Annotated in this window: 18 protein-coding genes; 3 read left to right on the forward strand and 15 right to left on the reverse strand. The window is 70.9% G+C overall.

Features of this window, described 5'->3' with window-relative positions:
- Positions 1-95 precede the first annotated feature (95 nt).
- From OU416_RS33760 to OU416_RS33800, 9 genes are all read right to left on the reverse strand, one after another.
- Positions 96-434, reverse strand: a complete 339-nt coding sequence (locus OU416_RS33760) for a hypothetical protein (protein ID WP_270931132.1) — start codon at positions 432-434, stop codon at positions 96-98.
- Positions 435-529: 95 nt separating this feature from the next.
- Complete coding sequence (locus OU416_RS33765) at positions 530-964, reverse strand: hypothetical protein (protein WP_270931133.1); 435 nt, start codon at positions 962-964, stop codon at positions 530-532.
- Positions 961-1,377 (reverse strand): hypothetical protein, encoded by a 417-nt coding sequence (locus OU416_RS33770; protein ID WP_270931134.1) that lies wholly within the window; start codon positions 1,375-1,377, stop codon positions 961-963. Before OU416_RS33770 ends, OU416_RS33765 begins: the two co-directional genes overlap by 4 nt.
- Positions 1,377-2,054: a hypothetical protein gene (locus OU416_RS33775; RefSeq protein WP_270931135.1), complete on the reverse strand. Its 678-nt coding sequence runs from the start codon at positions 2,052-2,054 to the stop codon at positions 1,377-1,379. Before OU416_RS33775 ends, OU416_RS33770 begins: the two co-directional genes overlap by 1 nt.
- A 51-nt stretch (positions 2,055-2,105) precedes the next feature.
- The gene (locus tag OU416_RS33780) at positions 2,106-2,723 is read right to left on the reverse strand and encodes a hypothetical protein (protein ID WP_270931136.1); all 618 of its coding nucleotides are present in this window, start codon (positions 2,721-2,723) and stop codon (positions 2,106-2,108) included.
- A gap of 68 nt (positions 2,724-2,791) precedes the next feature.
- Positions 2,792-3,271: a hypothetical protein gene (locus OU416_RS33785; RefSeq protein ID WP_270931137.1), complete on the reverse strand. Its 480-nt coding sequence runs from the start codon at positions 3,269-3,271 to the stop codon at positions 2,792-2,794.
- A 39-nt stretch (positions 3,272-3,310) separates the two neighbouring features.
- Positions 3,311-3,883: a hypothetical protein gene (locus tag OU416_RS33790; RefSeq protein ID WP_270931138.1), complete on the reverse strand. Its 573-nt coding sequence runs from the start codon at positions 3,881-3,883 to the stop codon at positions 3,311-3,313.
- Complete coding sequence (gene hemB / locus OU416_RS33795) at positions 3,880-4,863, reverse strand: porphobilinogen synthase (protein ID WP_270931139.1); 984 nt, start codon at positions 4,861-4,863, stop codon at positions 3,880-3,882. Before hemB ends, OU416_RS33790 begins: the two co-directional genes overlap by 4 nt.
- Before the next feature lie 124 nt (positions 4,864-4,987).
- Positions 4,988-5,647, reverse strand: a complete 660-nt coding sequence (locus tag OU416_RS33800) for a DedA family protein (RefSeq protein ID WP_270931140.1) — start codon at positions 5,645-5,647, stop codon at positions 4,988-4,990.
- Between the two features lie 389 nt (positions 5,648-6,036).
- On the opposite strand from OU416_RS33800, the gene OU416_RS33805 reads away from it, so the two are divergent.
- Positions 6,037-6,762 carry a DUF2625 family protein gene (locus OU416_RS33805; RefSeq protein ID WP_270931141.1) on the forward strand — a complete coding sequence of 242 codons (726 nt, stop codon included), beginning with the start codon at positions 6,037-6,039 and terminating at the stop codon, positions 6,760-6,762.
- Positions 6,763-6,831: 69 nt separating this feature from the next.
- Here OU416_RS33805 and OU416_RS33810 read toward each other — a convergent pair whose 3' ends face one another.
- Positions 6,832-7,329: an SgcJ/EcaC family oxidoreductase gene (locus tag OU416_RS33810; protein WP_270931142.1), complete on the reverse strand. Its 498-nt coding sequence runs from the start codon at positions 7,327-7,329 to the stop codon at positions 6,832-6,834.
- A 362-nt stretch (positions 7,330-7,691) separates the two neighbouring features.
- On the opposite strand from OU416_RS33810, the gene OU416_RS33815 reads away from it, so the two are divergent.
- Positions 7,692-10,019, forward strand: coding sequence for a DUF7716 domain-containing protein (locus OU416_RS33815; protein ID WP_270931143.1), 2,328 nt, complete (start codon positions 7,692-7,694; stop codon positions 10,017-10,019).
- A gap of 51 nt (positions 10,020-10,070) precedes the next feature.
- On the opposite strand, the gene OU416_RS33820 is transcribed toward OU416_RS33815, so the two are convergent.
- From OU416_RS33820 to OU416_RS33840, 5 genes are all read right to left on the reverse strand, one after another.
- Positions 10,071-11,603, reverse strand: coding sequence for a bifunctional uroporphyrinogen-III C-methyltransferase/uroporphyrinogen-III synthase (locus OU416_RS33820; RefSeq protein WP_270931144.1), 1,533 nt, complete (start codon positions 11,601-11,603; stop codon positions 10,071-10,073).
- 14 nt (positions 11,604-11,617) lie between these two features.
- Entirely contained in the window at positions 11,618-12,556 is a 939-nt protein-coding gene (gene hemC / locus OU416_RS33825) for a hydroxymethylbilane synthase (protein WP_270931145.1), read from the reverse strand.
- A complete protein-coding gene (locus OU416_RS33830) occupies positions 12,553-13,935 on the reverse strand; it encodes a glutamyl-tRNA reductase (protein WP_270931146.1) in 1,383 nt (460 codons plus the stop codon). The genes hemC and OU416_RS33830 overlap by 4 nt, the downstream gene beginning before the upstream one ends.
- Complete coding sequence (locus OU416_RS33835) at positions 13,932-14,759, reverse strand: redox-sensing transcriptional repressor Rex (RefSeq protein ID WP_270931147.1); 828 nt, start codon at positions 14,757-14,759, stop codon at positions 13,932-13,934. Before OU416_RS33835 ends, OU416_RS33830 begins: the two co-directional genes overlap by 4 nt.
- Before the next feature lie 354 nt (positions 14,760-15,113).
- Positions 15,114-15,350, reverse strand: coding sequence for a glutaredoxin family protein (locus OU416_RS33840; RefSeq protein ID WP_270931148.1), 237 nt, complete (start codon positions 15,348-15,350; stop codon positions 15,114-15,116).
- A gap of 388 nt (positions 15,351-15,738) precedes the next feature.
- Between OU416_RS33840 and OU416_RS33845 the strand changes: the two genes are divergently transcribed.
- Complete coding sequence (locus OU416_RS33845) at positions 15,739-16,365, forward strand: sigma-70 family RNA polymerase sigma factor (RefSeq protein WP_270931149.1); 627 nt, start codon at positions 15,739-15,741, stop codon at positions 16,363-16,365.
- Positions 16,366-16,383: the final 18 nt, after the last annotated feature.

Below are 16,383 nucleotides of genomic sequence, written 5' to 3' on the forward strand. Positions count from 1 at the left end.
GAGCCGGATCGTGATTCGGGTTCGATGCGGGGTTCGCAGAAGCTGTCACGCCTCCCAGTCTGACAGGCCCGGCTCGGTGACCGGGCTCACCCCGACTACCGGCGGCGAGCGCGCACGGCCAGCGCCACCTGCCGGATCGCGTCGAGCAGCAGCAGACCGGCGAGGGTCATCGCGGCCACCGCGGACGCCTGCCAGCTGCCGATCGACCGGGTCACCACGTCGATCGCGCCCTTCGGCCCGGGCAGCTGGATCAGGAGGATGCCCTGCTGCCACGCCCACCAACCGGCCACCACCAGCGCGACGACCAGGACCAGCTCGATCCCGGCCACGGCGGCCCGCCAAGGCGTGTGCACGACGCCCCGCGGCTCGTCGCGTTCGAGCTCCTCGGCGCTGAACTTCGGCCCGTCCGCAGGCCACGGTTCCGGAGTGGTCACGCGCAGAAGCGTCTCACGACCCTCAGCGACCCACGCCCCTGCCCGCAGGGCCCTGGTCAATTTCGTACGAAATTGACCGCCGCCCGCCCAGCGGGCTACTTCTCGACGAGCCCGGTCAGGGCGGCGGAGAGGGCTGCCGGGTCCTTCGCCCAGGCCAGGACGACCTTGTCGCCGTCGATCCGGATCGGCACCTCGCCGGTCCCCTTCGGGACCGTCCAGGCCCCGCCGAGCACCCGCGCACCCACCGGCGCGCCCACGTCGGTCACCGCCGAGATGCGGCTGACCTCGATCTCCTCGCGCCCGAGCGCAAGTTCGACCGGGGTCAGCCGCACCGAGACCAGGCGGCGCCTGCCCTGCACCCAGACCGCCGCCGCGACGGCGAGCAGCCCTCCGGTCAGGAACCACGTCCACGGGCTCACCGGGCCCGGCGTCAACGCCTCGACGCCGAAGCCCAGCAGCGCGAACGCCGGCCCCCACAGCACCGGCCACCAGCTGCTACCTGGTTCGGAGTACAGCACCGGTTCGCTCATCGCTCACCCGTCAGCCATTCCGTGCTCTGCGCCCGCCACAACAACACCGCAGCCGTTCCCCCCAGGACGAGCAGGATCGTGTGCACGCTGAACACCGCGCCCGATCCCAGCACCAGCACCAGGTGCAGCAGCGCGAACGCGGACAACCCGATCCGCGCCCACGAATGCCGCTTGAAGAGCGCCACCCCGAACCCCAGATAGGCCGCCGCGAGCACGACGGCGATCCCGGTGTTGGCCAGGATCATCTGCTGCGCGCGCCCGGCCGCGTCGGCCGGCGGCAACTGCTGCTGCACGGCCAGCTGCTGCACGAGCTCGGCCCGGCCGGACCACATCAGCCCGGCTTGCAGCAGCAGGAGGATCGCCACCGTCCACCACAGGACGACGGAGAAGCGCAGCGGTCGAGGTGTTGCCATCAGTACGGGCGGCGAGCCGCGTTGAAGTACCAGTTCGACGGCTTCAGGTACACCAGCGCGATGAACGCGCCCATGGACAGCAGCCCGAGCCCGGCCTGGACGTAGACCATCACGTAGTACGACGACGGCAGCGCGAACTCCGGCACGTCGGCGGACGCCGTCGTGACGCTGCCGCCCTGGATCAGGCTGATGATGCTGCTGAGCAGCCAGATCGAGGCGAAGACGGTGAGCGTGATGCGCGCCCAGTTCCGGCCGGCCCGCATCTTGAAGCCGAACAGGATCCACAGCGCGGTCAGGATCAGGTAGATCACCGTCACGAAGATGAAGGTGAACAGCATGATCCCGTTGACGATCGAGGACATCCCGGACTGGAACTCGGCGGGCATGTCGGGATCGGTCGCGCTGGTGAGGGCGTCGTTCAGCGCGCCCTGCACCATCATGTAGCTCACCACGGACAGGACCGTGACGAGCAGCGGCATCGCGATGGCGATCCAGAACGCGATCTCCACGGTGATCGGCCGCGGGACCTGGTTCATCTCCTGCGCGGGCACCGGCGGCGCCGCGTAGGGGTTCTGCTGCGGGTACCCGCCCTGCGGGTACTGCTGCGGGAAGCCGCCGGACGGCGTACCGCCCTGCGGGTACCCGCCCTGCTGCCAAGGATTTTGCGGTGAAGTCACCGGCAAACAGTATGAAGCGGACTCACTCGCTGTCCACTTGGTTGGCCGAACTCACCGAACCGACATCGCTTTGAAATAGGCGTTCGCCTGCTTGCCGAACACCAGCACCAGGAACACGACCGGCACGACCAGCGACAGCAGCAGGTTGGCGATGTTCAGGAAGAGGATCGGATTGCTGCCGATGATCCCGAAATTGCCGCCGAAGCTCAGCAGGAACATCACGGTGGAGTAGAGGGTGTGCGCCAGCCACAGCCCGGCGAGCACCGAGAGCGTGATCCGCGCCGAATTGCGTCCCCGCCGCACGCCGCCGCCGAACACCACCCAGAGCACCGCGCACACCGTCGCGCCGAGCATCACGATGCCGTTGATCAGGATCGGCAGCACCGCCAGCCCGTAGTCGAGGATCGTCATCGTCGTGATCGCGAACCCGACGATGCCGATCAGCGCGGAGAGCGGCGCCCACACCGCACCGAGCCAGCTGGCGAGGGCGACCGAGCCGGGCGGCTTCCCCGGCACCGCGACGTGCTGCGGCGGGTGGCCGAACTGCTGCGGCGGCTGCGGCTGACCGAACTGCTGCGGCTGACCCGGCTGCTGGCCGAACTGCTGGGGCTGCTGCGGCGCGAACTGCTGGTTCGGCCCCTGCGGCCAGGGGTTCTGCGGCGATGTCACAAGTGGACAGTAGAGAAGTGATCGGCCCCGGTCCACCGGTTCCGGAAAGCCGAGAGCTGTCGCACTGCTCAGCGCCGGAAGTACTCGTTCGACGGCGCGAGGTAGGCCAGCACGATGGTCGCCGCGACGGTCAGCACCTGCAGCACCGCCAGCAGGGCCGCGGCGGCACCGCCGACCGAACCGCCGGTGACCGACGGCAGCGTCAGCAGGATCCACAGCGCGCCCACCGCGGTGATCACGATCCGGGCCCAGTTCCGGCCCTTGCGCAGGAAGAGCAGGAACATGATCCACAGCGCCGCGATGATCGCCACGATCGCGGTGACCAGCACCAGCACCCCGGTGTAGACGGCGCGCGCCTGCTCCGGGCTGAGCGGCTGGCCCTGCGCCGCGGACTCCTCGATCACCAGCTGGAGCTCGGCGTCCGACACCATCAGGAACGAGGTGACGAGGATGGCGAACCCCACCACCACGGCCGCGATGCCCGCCCAGAACGCGCCGTCGACCGTGCCCGGCCGCGGCGCCGCGGAATCCTGCTCCTGCGAGGTCACCTGCCCAGGTTAGGAATCATCCGGGCAGGCGACAATTCGTCAGCGCCGCATCTTGGCGAGCCGGATGCGCTCGCCTGCCTCGCGGATGAACCGGTTGGCGTCCGGCCGGAACATGAACACGATCGCCGTCACTTCGACAGCCGCCACGACCAGCGCGAACAGCACCTCGACCCAGGTGATGGCGACGCCGGTGAGCTCGTGGACCATCGCCGAGCCGAAGGCGGCCACCGTCAGCACCGTGATGAACGCGTTGAACGCCCCGAAGCCGCCGAACACGGTCAGCACGATCCGCGACCAGTTCCGCCCCTCCAGCATCCGCCGGGTGAGCATCACGTACACCATCAGGATCAGCGCCTTGAGCAGGAACGCGAACATGATCCCGCTGTTGGCGGCGGAGTCGAGGTCCTGCTGGCTGAGCTCCGGGTTCACCGCGCGCAGCTCGCCGATCAGCCGCGACCGGTCGGCGAGCTGGATGAAGGCCTGCACGACGCCGATCAGCACCGACCCGATCCACAGCCACCGCGCCACCAGCAGCGACTGCGGTGCCGTCGGCGGCTCCGGCGCGGGCACCGGCCGGCCGAACGCGTCGACTTGCTGCCCCGGTCCGGTCATGCGCGGGTGCCCCGCAGCCACTGCGCGGCCTCGGTGGCCCAGTAGGTGAGGACGATGTCCGCGCCCGCGCGCCGGATCGAGGTCAGCGACTCCAGCACGGTCCGCTGCCGGTCCAGCCACCCGTTGGCCGCGGCGGCCTCGATCATCGAGTACTCGCCGGACACCTGGTAGGCGGCCACCGGCACGTCGGCCACGCCCGCGATGTCGCGCAGCACGTCGAGGTAGGACATGGCGGGCTTGACCATCACCATGTCGGCGCCCTCGGCCAGGTCCAGGTCGGCTTCGCGCAGCGCTTCGCGGCCGTTGGCCGGGTCCTGCTGGTAGGTGTTGCGGTCGCCCTCGAGCTGCGAGTCCACCGCTTCGCGGAACGGGCCGAAGAAGGCGGAGGCGTACTTCGCCGAGTAGGCCAGGATCGAGGTGTCGGCGAAGCCGGTCGCGTCGAGCGAGTCGCGGATCACGCCGACCTGGCCGTCCATCATCCCGCTGGGCCCGACCACGTGCGCCCCGGACTGGGCCTGCACGACGGCCATCTCGCCGTAGATCTGCAGCGTCCGGTCGTTGTCGACGTTGCCGTCCTCGTCCAGCACGCCGCAGTGCCCGTGGTCGGTGAACTCGTCCAGGCACAGGTCGGCCATCAGCACGGTGTCGTCGCCGAGCTCGGAGCGCAGGTCGCTCAGCGCGACGTTGAGGATCCCGTCCGGATCGATCGCGCCCGAGCCCTCGGCGTCGTGCTCGGCAGGCACGCCGAACAGCATCAGCCCGCCGACCCCGGCGCTGACGGCGTCAACGGCGGCCTTGCGCAGCGAATCGCGGGTGTGCTGCACGACGCCCGGCATCGAAGCGATCGGCAACGGCTCGTCGATGCCTTCCCGCACGAACATCGGCAGGACCAGGTGCCGAGGCTCCACGGAGGTCTCGGAAACGAGTCGGCGCAGGGCCGGATTGCGGCGAAGCCGACGCGGACGGTGCGAGGGATACATCCAGCAGCTCCCCAAGCAGCTCGACAGGGGTAACAGCCCCGAGCGTAGCCACCCCGACGAACCGGACGCCGAAGGGTCGACCCGAGAACCGCCCGGCCCTGGGCACGCCGACCACCGGGCTCGGCTAGACGCGTTCGGACAGCTCGGGGAGTTCGGAGCGCTGGTCCGCGTTCACCGGCTTCCGGGCGGCGATGATGCGGCGGCGGACGTGGCGGACTGCGCCGCTGAGCAGCATCAGCGCGGCAGCCAGGCCGAGGCCGAACAGCAGGCCCTTGAGCGGGTCGGTGCCGAAGGCGGCTCCGCCGAGGTAGCCCATCAGCGACCAGCTGGTCGCCCACAGCGCAGCCCCTGCGGCGTCGAACAGGGAGAACGACCTGAGCGGATAGCCGACCCCGCCCATGGTGATCGTGGTCGCGGTCCGGACTCCCGGCACCCACCGCGATGTCAGCAGGGCCTGCCCGCCCCGCTCGGCGAGCGTGGTCGTCGCCCAGTCGAACGCGGCGCGGCCACGGGGCCGTCGCCGGATCCGCGCCTGGAGCCGGCCGATCGAGTTGCGCCCGATCAGATAGGTCAGGTGATCGCCTGCGAACGCTCCGGCAGTTCCGGCCAGCACGATCACGAGCAGGTTCAGGTCGCCGGACGTCGCGAAGACGGCCGCGGTGACCAGAGCCGCTTCCCCGGGGATCACCGGGAGGACGCTGTCCAGCGCGGCCAGCGCGAACAACGCCAGGTAGACCCACGGCGAAGCCATGACCTGCTGGATCAGGTCCGCAGCGTCTGTCACGTGTCCGTCCTAGTCGATCTCGTGCCCGCCGCGTCGACGGCAGCTTCGGGTTCGTCCACTCGCACCCTCCCCGACGGCACCCGCGCGAACATCAGGGACCACACCGAGACGCACCCTTACCCGACCCGCGCTTCAGGCCGGACGAGGTGAAGGACACCTTTCACCGAGCAAGTGGGCGAAAGGTGCCCTTCACCTGCCAGCGGGTGCGGAGTTCTCGGGTTTGGACGAGCATCGTGCGCTCGCGGGTTCCGACCGAGAGGTGGAGACGTAGGTCACATCGCGGTTCTTCGGCGCAGGCGCGGATGATCTCCGGGAACTTCCACGGCGAGTGGAGCGATCACCGGCAACGCTCGTGATCGGTAGCGGCCGGGCGGTGCGACGATCCGGGCATGCGCGAGCTCACCGAACTGACCGACGTCGCCGACCCCGCGTGGCCCGAGATCGAGCGGGAACTGGCGGTGAGCTCCGTACCGGCCGAGGTCGTACCGGTAGATCCCGGGCGGGGCCGGGCGACGTTGCTCCAGCTCCAGGTGACGGCGAGGTCCTACCTGGGGGGCTTCGCGCTGAACTGCGGCGGCCTGCTCCTCGACCACGGCTGGCTGCGCACCTTCGGCAGTCCGGCGGCCGGAAATCAGCCGGAGCTGGCCGGATTCGCGCAGGTCAACGACTTCCCCAAGGCATTCGATCCCGAATGGCGGGCCACCGCCCTGATCATCGCCCACGACGTCCTGGGCGGTGTCTTCGCGATCAACGGAGCCGCCCCGCAGGAGCACGCACGGCCCGGCTCGCCGGGCGAGGTGATCTACTTCGTGCCCGCCTCGCTCAGCTGGGAAGCGCTCGGCATCGGCCATGCCGACTGGCTGTCCTGGACCCTCTCGGGCGCCCTCGACGAGTTCTACGCGGGCGAGCGCTGGCCGGGTTGGCAGGACGAGGTCCGGGCGATGACCGCCGCCCAGGGCATGTCCTGCTTCCCGCCGCTGTGGTCGGCGGAAGCCAGGGGCTGGCCCGAGGTGATCGAGCGCAAGCCGGTGCCGATGGCCGAGGTCATCGCCCTGGCCCGCGACACGGCCCGCCAGTTCGACAACACCGACCCCGGTTTCCTCGGCGCGGTCTGAGCCCGTGAGCACCTTCTGTTGCTATAGCCCCACGAAGTGCTCACGGGTCCCAGCAGGCCACATCGACGATCAGATCGCCGCGAGCGTCTCGGGATCGAGGACCTTGGTGTTCTGCGCAGCAGCGACGCGCCACTCACCACCGTCCTTCGCCAGCACGTACATCGGCGTGCCCGGCACCGCGTCGGGGTGCTCCGCCACCAGGGCAGCCGGGTCGTCATGCCCGCGGAACACCTCGTCGAGCGGCTGCCCGTCGCGGGTGACCGGGCGCTGGCGGACCTTGACCGCGGCGATGTCGGGGCGGATGAACAGGATGTGCTCGGCCTCGTAGGTAGCGGTCAGCGGCAGCTCGATCGTGCCGGGCAGCACCTTGTGGGTGAAGGTGCTGATCTCCTCGAAGCCGGTCAGCCGCTTGCCGTGGGCGGTGGTCCAGATGGCGTCCTCGCGGAACGCGCTCATGAACGCATCCGGAAGCGCGTTCTGCTGGGCGTGCTCGACTCCCGCGACCAGCGCGACGATGGCGTCCACGTCTTCCTGGGCAACCGCGACACCTGCGACCTGGGGGCTCATGACGGTCTCCTCACTGCCGCGGATGCGGCTGCACGCCAACCGAATTCTCCGGTCGGTACGCGTACAGCCTCCAACCTCCACTAATGTAGAGGTCAAGATCGCGAAGCGTCGCTGTGACGACCGCCGCAGCAGAACCCGCCGTTCGAGCCCGGACAGCCACTGCCCCTCGGGCAAGCGCCGGAGGTCTTCGTTCCTCCTCCCGCACCCGTGATCGGTAGCTGCCGAGTGGTGCGAAGATCCTGGCATCCGCGCAGGTCGGCAACGCCGCACTCGCCCGGCGCGGCGCAAGTTCAGGGCCCGTGAGCGGTTCGGGGTGTTATAGCGCCCCAAACCGCTCACGGACCACCAAGACAAGGAGAACCGTGCTGCAGAAGGACCGAGCCCACAGCCTGCGCGACATCATCGCGGAGCTGGAGGCGCACCCGGAGCACGACGACTTCTGCCTGTACGGCGACTCGCTGACCGCGGACGGCCACTACCACCTCGCCGACTACCCGCAGGTCGAGGACGACGAGGAGATCCACCCCGAATCGGCGCAGCACCTGGACTTCCTGTACTCGGGTGAGCAGTTCGCCGACGTGGTGCGCTCGGTGTCGAGGCAGAAGCCGTCCGCGAGCACCGAGGACTACGTCCGCGCCCTCGACCACTACGCGAAGCACGACACCTTCCTCGACCTGACGCCGAGCGCCGTCGAGCAGATCCTGGAGGGCCCGCCGAGCAAGCTCGCGTTCCGCGCCCTCTGCGCCGCGCTCGACCACGCGGACAGCCCGCCGGATCTCGCTTCGTGGCCTGACGCGGTGCGCGAAGCACCGTGGTCCTGGCTCGCCGCACTGGATTCCGGCCGCTCGAAGCCGACCTGGCCGCTCGTCCGGTCGCTCGTGCTGGAACCGACGCGCAGCGGGGTCCGAAAGCTCCCGCTGCCGGATCCGCGCACCCAGCCGGAAGTGCGCGGCGTGACCCACCTCGACCTGGGGAGCTACGCCGGAGATCAACTCGCGGCGCTGGCCGAAACCGCGGCCAGCTGGGCGAACCTGCGATCGGTCCGCGTCGACGGCCTCACCGACGAGGACGCCGGATCGCTCGCGGAACTCGCCGGCACCCGGCTCGTCGCACAGCTCGAATCGCTCGACCTGATCAGCCTCCACGATGACGTGCGGAACTTCGAGAAGCCACCGCTGCGCCCCGTCGCCGGTCCGCCGTGGCGGCTGCGCCACGCCGGTCTGCGCGCATCCGACCTGGCCCACCTGATGCGTTCCGGCCTCGTTCCGGACCTGCGCTCCGCTGCTGTTCTCGTGCTCAGCGCCGAGGAAGCCGACGACCTGGCCAGATGCGCAGAGCTCGCCCAGCTCGAACGCCTGGCGATCGGATTCCGCTGCGGCATGGACGGACGCGCACCGTTCGAGCCGCACTTCGGCAACGTCATCGAGCAGGACGACGAGGCGTGCGCAGCGTTCTTCGCGCACGCGGACCTCGCGAACCTGCGCAGTCTCGCGGTGCGTGGAACGCAGCTGCCGCGCGGCCGTGAGGGGCTGGGGGCTCGCGGTGTGGACGCCATCGGCGTGCTGCGGCAGCTGACGGAACTGACGCTCGAACTGCTGCCCATCGGGGACGACACCATCGCGGCCGTCCTCGAGGAGGTCGATCCGGAGCGGATCGAGAAGCTGGTGCTCACCGACCTCGTCGCCACCGACCGGACGGCATGCGCGTTCGGCTCCTTCCCCCGCCTGCGGCACCTCGACCTGAGCCGGAACCGGCTCGGTCCGGCCGGAGCTCGGCAGTTGGCGGCGGCCCGGCTCCCCGCGCTGGAACACCTCGACCTGAGCGGCCGCAAGGGCGATTCGCCGTACTACGAGCACCCCGAGGTCCAGCCGATCGGCGACCTCGGCGCCGAGGCGCTGGCCGCATCCCCCAACGCCGCGAAGCTGAAGCACCTCAACCTGGCGGCCACCGGACTCGGCGTGGACGGCCTCGTCACGCTGATGCAGCTGCCGGAGCTCCGCTCCCTCGACCTCGCGCGCAATCCGATGGGCACCTGGCCCGCAACGCTGGAGAACGCGCCGATCTGGCGGACCCTGCGAACCCTGGACGTTTCCGAATGCGGTCTCGACGACGACGCCGTCGAAGCCCTCACCGCGACCAGCTCCGCACCCGTGCTCCGCGGAATCTCGTTGGCCTACAACAGCATCGGCTCCCGCGGCGCACGCGCGCTCGCCGCGTGGCCCGTGCTGCCGCAGCTCTGGGAGCTGAACCTGCACGACAACGTCATCGGCGACGACGGCCTGACCGACCTGGCCACCTCCGCAGCGGCGCAGCACCTGCTCGAACTCGACCTCGAACAGGACTGCAGGAACGCACGGGCCAGGAAGTACGGCGCACCGCTACCGCCCGACATCGCCGACCCGGCATCGTTCCCCGGCCTCGACGCGATCTTCCTCGGCATCGTCGACGAGTACCACGGCGCCCGCTACTCCAGCGGATTCCCGCCCAGCGCCCGCGAAGAGCTCGCCGCGACGAGCACCACGCGCCCCGAACTGGTCGCCTTCCTGACCCACCTCGACATGGACGAACTCGACGACCCCGAACACGAGACCGACCGAACCGGCTACGACTTCCGCACCGACCGAGCGGCGAAGCACGCCGCCTTCACCACCGAAGCCCGCGCCTTCGCCCGCACGATCGGGAAAAGGTGAAGGGCACCTTCCGCCAAGTCAGTTGGCGAAAGGTGCCCTTCACACCGTCGATCAGCTGCGGCGAGCGCGCTTGGCCTTGCGCGGGGGCGGCAGGGCGCCTTCCGCGCGGAGGCGGGCCGCGTGCTCGGCCAGGGCGTCCACCAGGTCCTCCACGCGGGGGACCTCGGGCTGGACGTCGACCCGCAGGCCGAACTCCTTGGCGGTCTCCGCCGTGTTCGGGCCGATGCAGGCCACCAGCGTCCGGGCGTGCGGCTTGCCCGCGATGCCGACCAGGTTCCGGACCGTCGACGACGAGGTGAAGCACACCGCGTCGAAGCCACCGGTCTTGATCATCTCGCGGGTGTCGGCGGGCGGCGGCGCGGCGCGGACGGTGCGGTAGGCCGTCACGTCGTCGACCTCCCAGCCGCGCTCGCGCAGACCGGCCGACAGCGTCTCGGTGGCGATGTCCGCGCGCGGCAGCAGCACCCGGTCGACCGGGTCCAGGATGTCGTCGTGCGGCGGGAAGTCCTGCAGCAGGCCTTCGCTGGACTGGTCACCGGAGGGCAGCAGCTCCGGGATGATCCCGAAGTCGCGCACCCGCTCCGCGGTGGCCTCGCCGACGCAGGCGATCTTCACGCCGGAGAACGCCCGCGCGTCCAGGCCGAACTCGCCGAACTTCTCCCACACGGCCTTGACCGCGTTGGCCGAGGTGAACACCACCCACTGGTAGCGGCCGTCGACCAGGCCCTTGACCGCGCGCTCCATCTGCGCGGGGCTGCGCGGCGGCTCGACCGAGATGGTCGGCACCTCGTGCGAGACGGCGCCGTGCGACCACAGCCGGTCGCTCATCACGCCCGCCTGCTCCTTGGTGCGCGGCACCAGGACCTTCCAGCCGTACAGGGCCCGCGACTCCCACCAGGAGAGCTTGCCGCGCTCGGACACGACGTCGCCGATGGTCACCACCAGGTGGCCCTGCAGCTCACCGGCGTCCGCGGCCAGCGAGGCCAGCGTCGTGTCGATGGTGCGCTGCTGGACCGTGGTGCCGGAGGCGGTCACCGCGACCGGCGTGGTCGCGGCCTTGCCGTGCTCGACCAGCCGCGAAGCGGCCTCGGCCAGGTGGCTGCCCGCGGTGTGCAGCACCAGCGCGCCGGGCGAGGCGGCCAGGGCGGGCCAGTCCACGTCGCCGCGGACGTCCACCTCGGTGTGCGCGGCGCCGAGCGCGACACCGGCGTAAGCCGGAACCGCGCTGCCACCGGCGACACCGGGAACCACGTCGAACGCGACACCGGTCTTGGCGACCTCCTGGACCTCGCGGACCACCGCGTCGGCGGTCAGCGGGTCACCGGCAACCAGGCGCACCACACCGCGCCCGATCGAGGCCTCGTTCGCCAGGTCCTTGGCCACGTCCGCCGGGTCGCCCACGGCGGGGCGCACCTCGGCGCCGTCCGCGGCCAGCCCGACGATGTCGGCGGGTACGTCCGGATCCGTCACCAGCAGGGCGGCACGGGTGATCGCATCCCGGGCCCGAACGGTGAGCAGGCCGGCGTCACCGGGACCGGAGCCCACGAACGCAATCCGTCCGGGGGTCTTGCGTGCTCGGGTCATCAGGGCACTCCCCATCAACTACTGCCAGGGCCGCTGAGCAGTGCGGTCCTGGCTTCGATCAGCTGGGCGGCCAGATCGCGGCCCAGCTGGTCAGCGGCGGTCGTCTCACCAGTGGCGGAGGCGCGGACCAGACGGGAATCGTCGGCCGCCACCACCCCGCGCAGGGACAGCCGCAGCGCCACGCGCCCGTCCTCGTCGAGGTCCTCCACCACTTCGGCCAGCGCGCCGACCGGCGCGCTACAGCCCGCTTCGAGCGCGTTCAACATGCCGCGCTCGGCGGCCGCCGCGGCGCGGCTGGCCTGATCGTCCAGAACGGACTGCAGCAGGTGCTCGGTGTCCACGTCGTCGACGCGGCATTCCACTGCGAGCGCGCCCTGAGCGGGCGCGGGCAGCATCTGCAGTGGATCGAGCGTTTCCGTGATCACCTCGAGCCGGCCCACGCGGGCCAGCCCGGCGCGGGCGAGCACGACGGCGTCCAGCTCGCCGTCGGTCACCTTGCGCAGGCGGGTGTCCACATTGCCGCGGATGCTGCGCACCTCCAGCCCCAGGCCCAGGGCCCGGAGCTGACTGGCGCGGCGCGGCGAACCGGTGCCCACGACGGAGCCCGGGGGCAATTCGCCGAGCGTCAGACCGTCCCGTGCCACCAGCGCGTCCCGCGGGTCCTCCCGGACCGGGACGGCGGCCAGCGACAACCGGGGGTCCGGTTCGGTCGGCAGGTCTTTGAAGGAGTGCACCGCGACGTCCACCTCGCCGGAGGCCAGCGCCTCGCGCAGCGCGGAGGTGAACACCCCCACGCCGATCTCGGCGATGGGCGCCATCGAGAGGTCGCCGGGCGTCTTCACGGTGATCAGCTGGGTCGGGTAACCCGCCTGCTCCAGCTGTTCGGCGACCCAGGAGCACTGGGCCACCGCCAGCGCGCTGCCGCGGGTGCCGATGCGGAGGGTCTTGTTCAACGGTCCTCCCCGTCTTGTGCCGCTCGATCGTGCTTGCGGGCCTGGGCGACGGTCGTCCCGGGCAGGACCTCGTCGGCCTGCGGGGATCCGAGCACCGCGGTGGTCTGCGGATCGAGTTCGAAGAGCTCTCGGAGCGCGTCGGCGTAACCGGCTCCACCGGGCACCGACGCGAGTTGCTTGACCCGGACCGTGGGGGCGTGCAGCAGCTTGTCCACCACGCGGCGGACGGTGCGCGCCAGCTCGTCGCGGACGCCGCCGTCGAGTTCGGGCAGCCGCGAGTCGAGCCGCAGCAGCTCGCTGTCCACCACCTCGGCGGCGCGCTTGCGCAGCGCGGTCACGGTCGGGGTCACTTCCGCCGAGCGCTGCGCGGCGAGGTAGCCGCGCAGTTCCTCGGCGACGATCTGGGCGGCGCGCTCGGACTCGTTGCCGCCCTGCCGCTCGGAGAGCCGCTGCTGCAGGCTCTCCAGGTCGACGACGGTGACGCCGGGCAGCTCGGCCACCGCGGCGTCGATGTCGCGGGGCAGCCCGAGGTCGCAGCACAGCAGCGGGCGGCCGTCGCGCTCGGTCAGGGCCGCGGCGACCAGGTCCTCGGTGACCACGGCACCGATCGCGCCGGTGCAGGCCACCACCAGGTCGGCGGCGGCGATCGCGCCGGAGAGGTCGCTGAGGTCCGCGGTGCGCGAGGCGACGCCGTCGGCGCGCAGCGATTCGGCCAGCCGCTCGCCGTTGGCGGGCGTGCGGTTGGCGATCACGACCTCGCCGATGCCGACGCGCTTGAGCTGCGCGGCGGCCAAGCCGCCCATGGAGCCCGCGCCGACGATCAGCGCGCTGCGCCCGGCCAGGCCGTCCAGCGCGACCTCGGCGTCGGCGAGCGCCTCGGAGACCACCGACGCGCCTTCGGCGTCGATACCGGTCTCGCTGTGCACTCGCTTGCCGACGCGCAGCGCCTGCTGGGCGAGCTCGTGCAGCGTCTTGCCGACGGTGCCGCTCTCGTCCGCGGTGCCGTAGGCCTGCCGCAGCTGGCCGAGGATCTGCGCCTCGCCGACGACCATCGAGTCCAGGCCGGCGGCGACCGAGAACAGGTGCTCGACCGCGGCGCCCGCGTAGTAGACGTAGAGGTGGTCGGACAGGTCGCGGAACTCCGCACCGGCGTGCCGGGCCAGCACCGAGCTGACGTCGTCCAGGCCGCCGTGGAAGGTCTCCGCCATCGCGTAGACCTCGACCCGGTTGCAGGTCGAGATCACGAAGGCCTCGCACACGTGGTCCTGCTGCAGCAGTTCGTCGAGCACCTTGCGGACTTCGTCGCCACTGATCGAGACCCGCTCCAGCACCCGGACCGGGGCGCTGCGGTGGGAAATCCCGACGGTGAGCAGGTTCACAGCCGTTCCACCATCCTGTTCGCCGATTCGACCTCGCCTGGTACCTGTTCGCCGGAGCCCGGCGGACCGGTGTCCGCGCCGTCCACTTCGGACTGCGCCGCGGCCTCCTGCTGACGCCGGGCCACGTGGAACGACAGGATCTGCATCTCCACCGCCAGGTCGACCTTGCGCACCTCGACGTGCTCGGGGACCTGCAGCACGACGGGTGCGAAGTTCAGAATGCACGTAACGCCCCCGGCGACCAAACGGTCGCAGACCTCCTGGGCGCCCTGCACGGGCGTGGCGATCACGCCGATGGTGACCTCGCGGTCCGCGCACACCTCGACGATGTCGTCGATGTGGCTGACCGGGATGCCGCCGACCGGCACGCCGACCAGGTCGGGGTCCAGGTCGAACAGCGCCGACACCGGGAAGCCGCGGCTCGGGAAGCCGCCGTAGTTGGCCAGCGCGTGACCGAGGTTGCCGATCCCGACCACCGCCACGCTGTGCTTGCGGGTCAGGCCGAGCGTCCGCTCTATCTGCCCGACCAGCACCGACACCTCGTAGCCGACGCCGCGGGTGCCGTAGGAGCCGATGTAGGAGAGGTCCTTGCGGAGCTTGGCGGAGTTCACGCCCGCCGCCACCGCCAGCTCGTCGCTGGAGACCGTGGTGACGTCCTGGTCGGCCAGCGCGGACAGGGCTCGCAGGTAGACCGCGAGGCGGGCGACGGCGGCTTCCGGGATCGCGCGGGCCCGCTCCCGGGCCGCGGGCACCTCGACCGACTGCTTGGACTCGGTCCGGGCCTGCCCGTCTCCGTCCTGCACGTCCGCTCCGTGGGCCGTCACGCTGGATCTCCCTCGCCGTACTGCTCGCTCACCTGTCCACCCGCGCGCTCCGCCGCGGGCGGCCGTCGACTTCCCGACTTCCTCCGCAGGCGGGGAGCACCGACGCCGACCGGTTCGCACCTCGGCGGCATCGTCCCGGCGCCGCGGGTGGCACCTGGTCCGCTGATCCGCACCGGGATTCCGGCGGTCGGACCAGTGACACCGTAACCACTTGTGAACGCATGCACAAAGTCGCTGCGACCGTCGTGCCCCGGAGACGCGAACCTTCCCCGCCATCATTGCCGATAGCCCCCCGACGTGCCAAAACGCGTGGTCTGGGGCACGTGACGGGCATCGCGCCGGGCAACATCGCGCTCAGCGCGCCAGCGCGCGGCGGAAGCGCTCCTCCTCGACCCGCCAGAAGCCGTGCTCGACTCCATCGATCAAGATCACCGGAACCCGGTCGCCGTACTCCGCCCGCAGCTCCCCGTCGGCGTCGACGTCCGCCGCGGACCACGCGACGCCGAGCTCAGCGCAGATCCGCCGCACGTCGGAGATCGCGTCGTCGCACGCGTGGCAGCCGTCTCGGGTCATCACGGTCACTTGGTGCATACCGCCGCTCCAGGGAGAGATTCGGGCCGGTTTCCGAGGCTCCACGGTACCCAGCCGGCGGTGGCGGACCGCATCCCGAATCCCGCTGGTCAAGTGTCCAAAATCACCTCGCAGAGCGAACCTTCGCGACAGCGGCGAACACGATGCGTAGCCGGACGATCACCGCGTTGCACTACCTACTTCTGAGTAACAACACGTATGCTGCTCCAACGCCCACGCCCCCGGCGCAACCCAGTTCCCGAACGAGCGACCCGACACCGCCACGAACGACTGCTCGCTCCGCGACGGAGGCGGGTGTCCGAAGGACACCGCGACATGACGCCGAACCCGGTGCGTCCCTTCGAGCACCAGGACCGGTCCGCCAACGACGGCAGGAGGTCGCAACGAGATGAGCAGCCCGAACGCGCTCGCACCCCCCGCCCCGGAAGTCGCCCGCCGCCGCGTCGAGCCGCCCGCCCCGAGACCGGGGAGCTGGGCCTACGTCAGCGCCGCGCAGCAGGGCGACAACGACGCCTTCGGGCACCTCTACGACGAGTACGCCCAGACCGTCTACCGCTACGTGCTCTTCCGGGTCAGCGACCACTGCCTGGCCGAGGACATCACCAGCGAGACCTTCCTGCGCGCGCTGCGCCGGATCGCCTCGATCAGCTACCAGGGCCGCGACGTGGCCGCCTGGTTCATCACCATCGCCAAGAACCTGATCCTGGACCACATCAAGTCCAGCCGGTACCGGCTGGAGGTCCCCACCGCCGACTGGACCGACAACCTCCCGGCGCAGCGCGCGCACTTCGGCCCCGAGCAGCACGTGCTCACCGAGGCCACCCACCACGAGCTGCTGCGCTGCGTCCGCCAGCTCAACCCCGACCAGCGGGAATGCATCCGGCTGCGGTTCCTGCAGGGCCTGTCCGTCACCGAGACCGCGATCGCGATGCAGCGCAACGAAGGGGCGGTGAAGGCACTGCAGCACCGCGCGATCCGCCGCCTCGCGCAGCTGCTGCCCGACGACCTCCGCTGAGGGCGTTGCCGCGCCCGC

Origin of the sequence: Saccharopolyspora indica (assembly GCF_027853965.1) — a bacterium.
Taxonomy (GTDB): Bacteria; Actinomycetota; Actinomycetes; order Mycobacteriales; family Pseudonocardiaceae; genus Saccharopolyspora; species Saccharopolyspora indica.

What these genes read in the sequence shown, in the direction of transcription:
- OU416_RS33790 (WP_270931138.1), bottom strand. Translation starts at nt 3,883, where the DNA reads ATGACCGGACCGGGGCAGCAAGTCGACGCGTTCGGCCGGCCGGTGCCC.
- OU416_RS33845 (WP_270931149.1), top strand. Translation starts at nt 15,739, where the DNA reads ATGAGCAGCCCGAACGCGCTCGCACCCCCCGCCCCGGAAGTCGCCCGC.
- OU416_RS33840 (WP_270931148.1), bottom strand. Translation starts at nt 15,350, where the DNA reads ATGCACCAAGTGACCGTGATGACCCGAGACGGCTGCCACGCGTGCGAC.
- OU416_RS33765 (WP_270931133.1), bottom strand. Translation starts at nt 964, where the DNA reads ATGAGCGAACCGGTGCTGTACTCCGAACCAGGTAGCAGCTGGTGGCCG.
- OU416_RS33805 (WP_270931141.1), top strand. Translation starts at nt 6,037, where the DNA reads ATGCGCGAGCTCACCGAACTGACCGACGTCGCCGACCCCGCGTGGCCC.
- hemB (WP_270931139.1), bottom strand. Translation starts at nt 4,863, where the DNA reads ATGTATCCCTCGCACCGTCCGCGTCGGCTTCGCCGCAATCCGGCCCTG.
- OU416_RS33810 (WP_270931142.1), bottom strand. Translation starts at nt 7,329, where the DNA reads ATGAGCCCCCAGGTCGCAGGTGTCGCGGTTGCCCAGGAAGACGTGGAC.
- OU416_RS33770 (WP_270931134.1), bottom strand. Translation starts at nt 1,377, where the DNA reads ATGGCAACACCTCGACCGCTGCGCTTCTCCGTCGTCCTGTGGTGGACG.
- OU416_RS33820 (WP_270931144.1), bottom strand. Translation starts at nt 11,603, where the DNA reads ATGACCCGAGCACGCAAGACCCCCGGACGGATTGCGTTCGTGGGCTCC.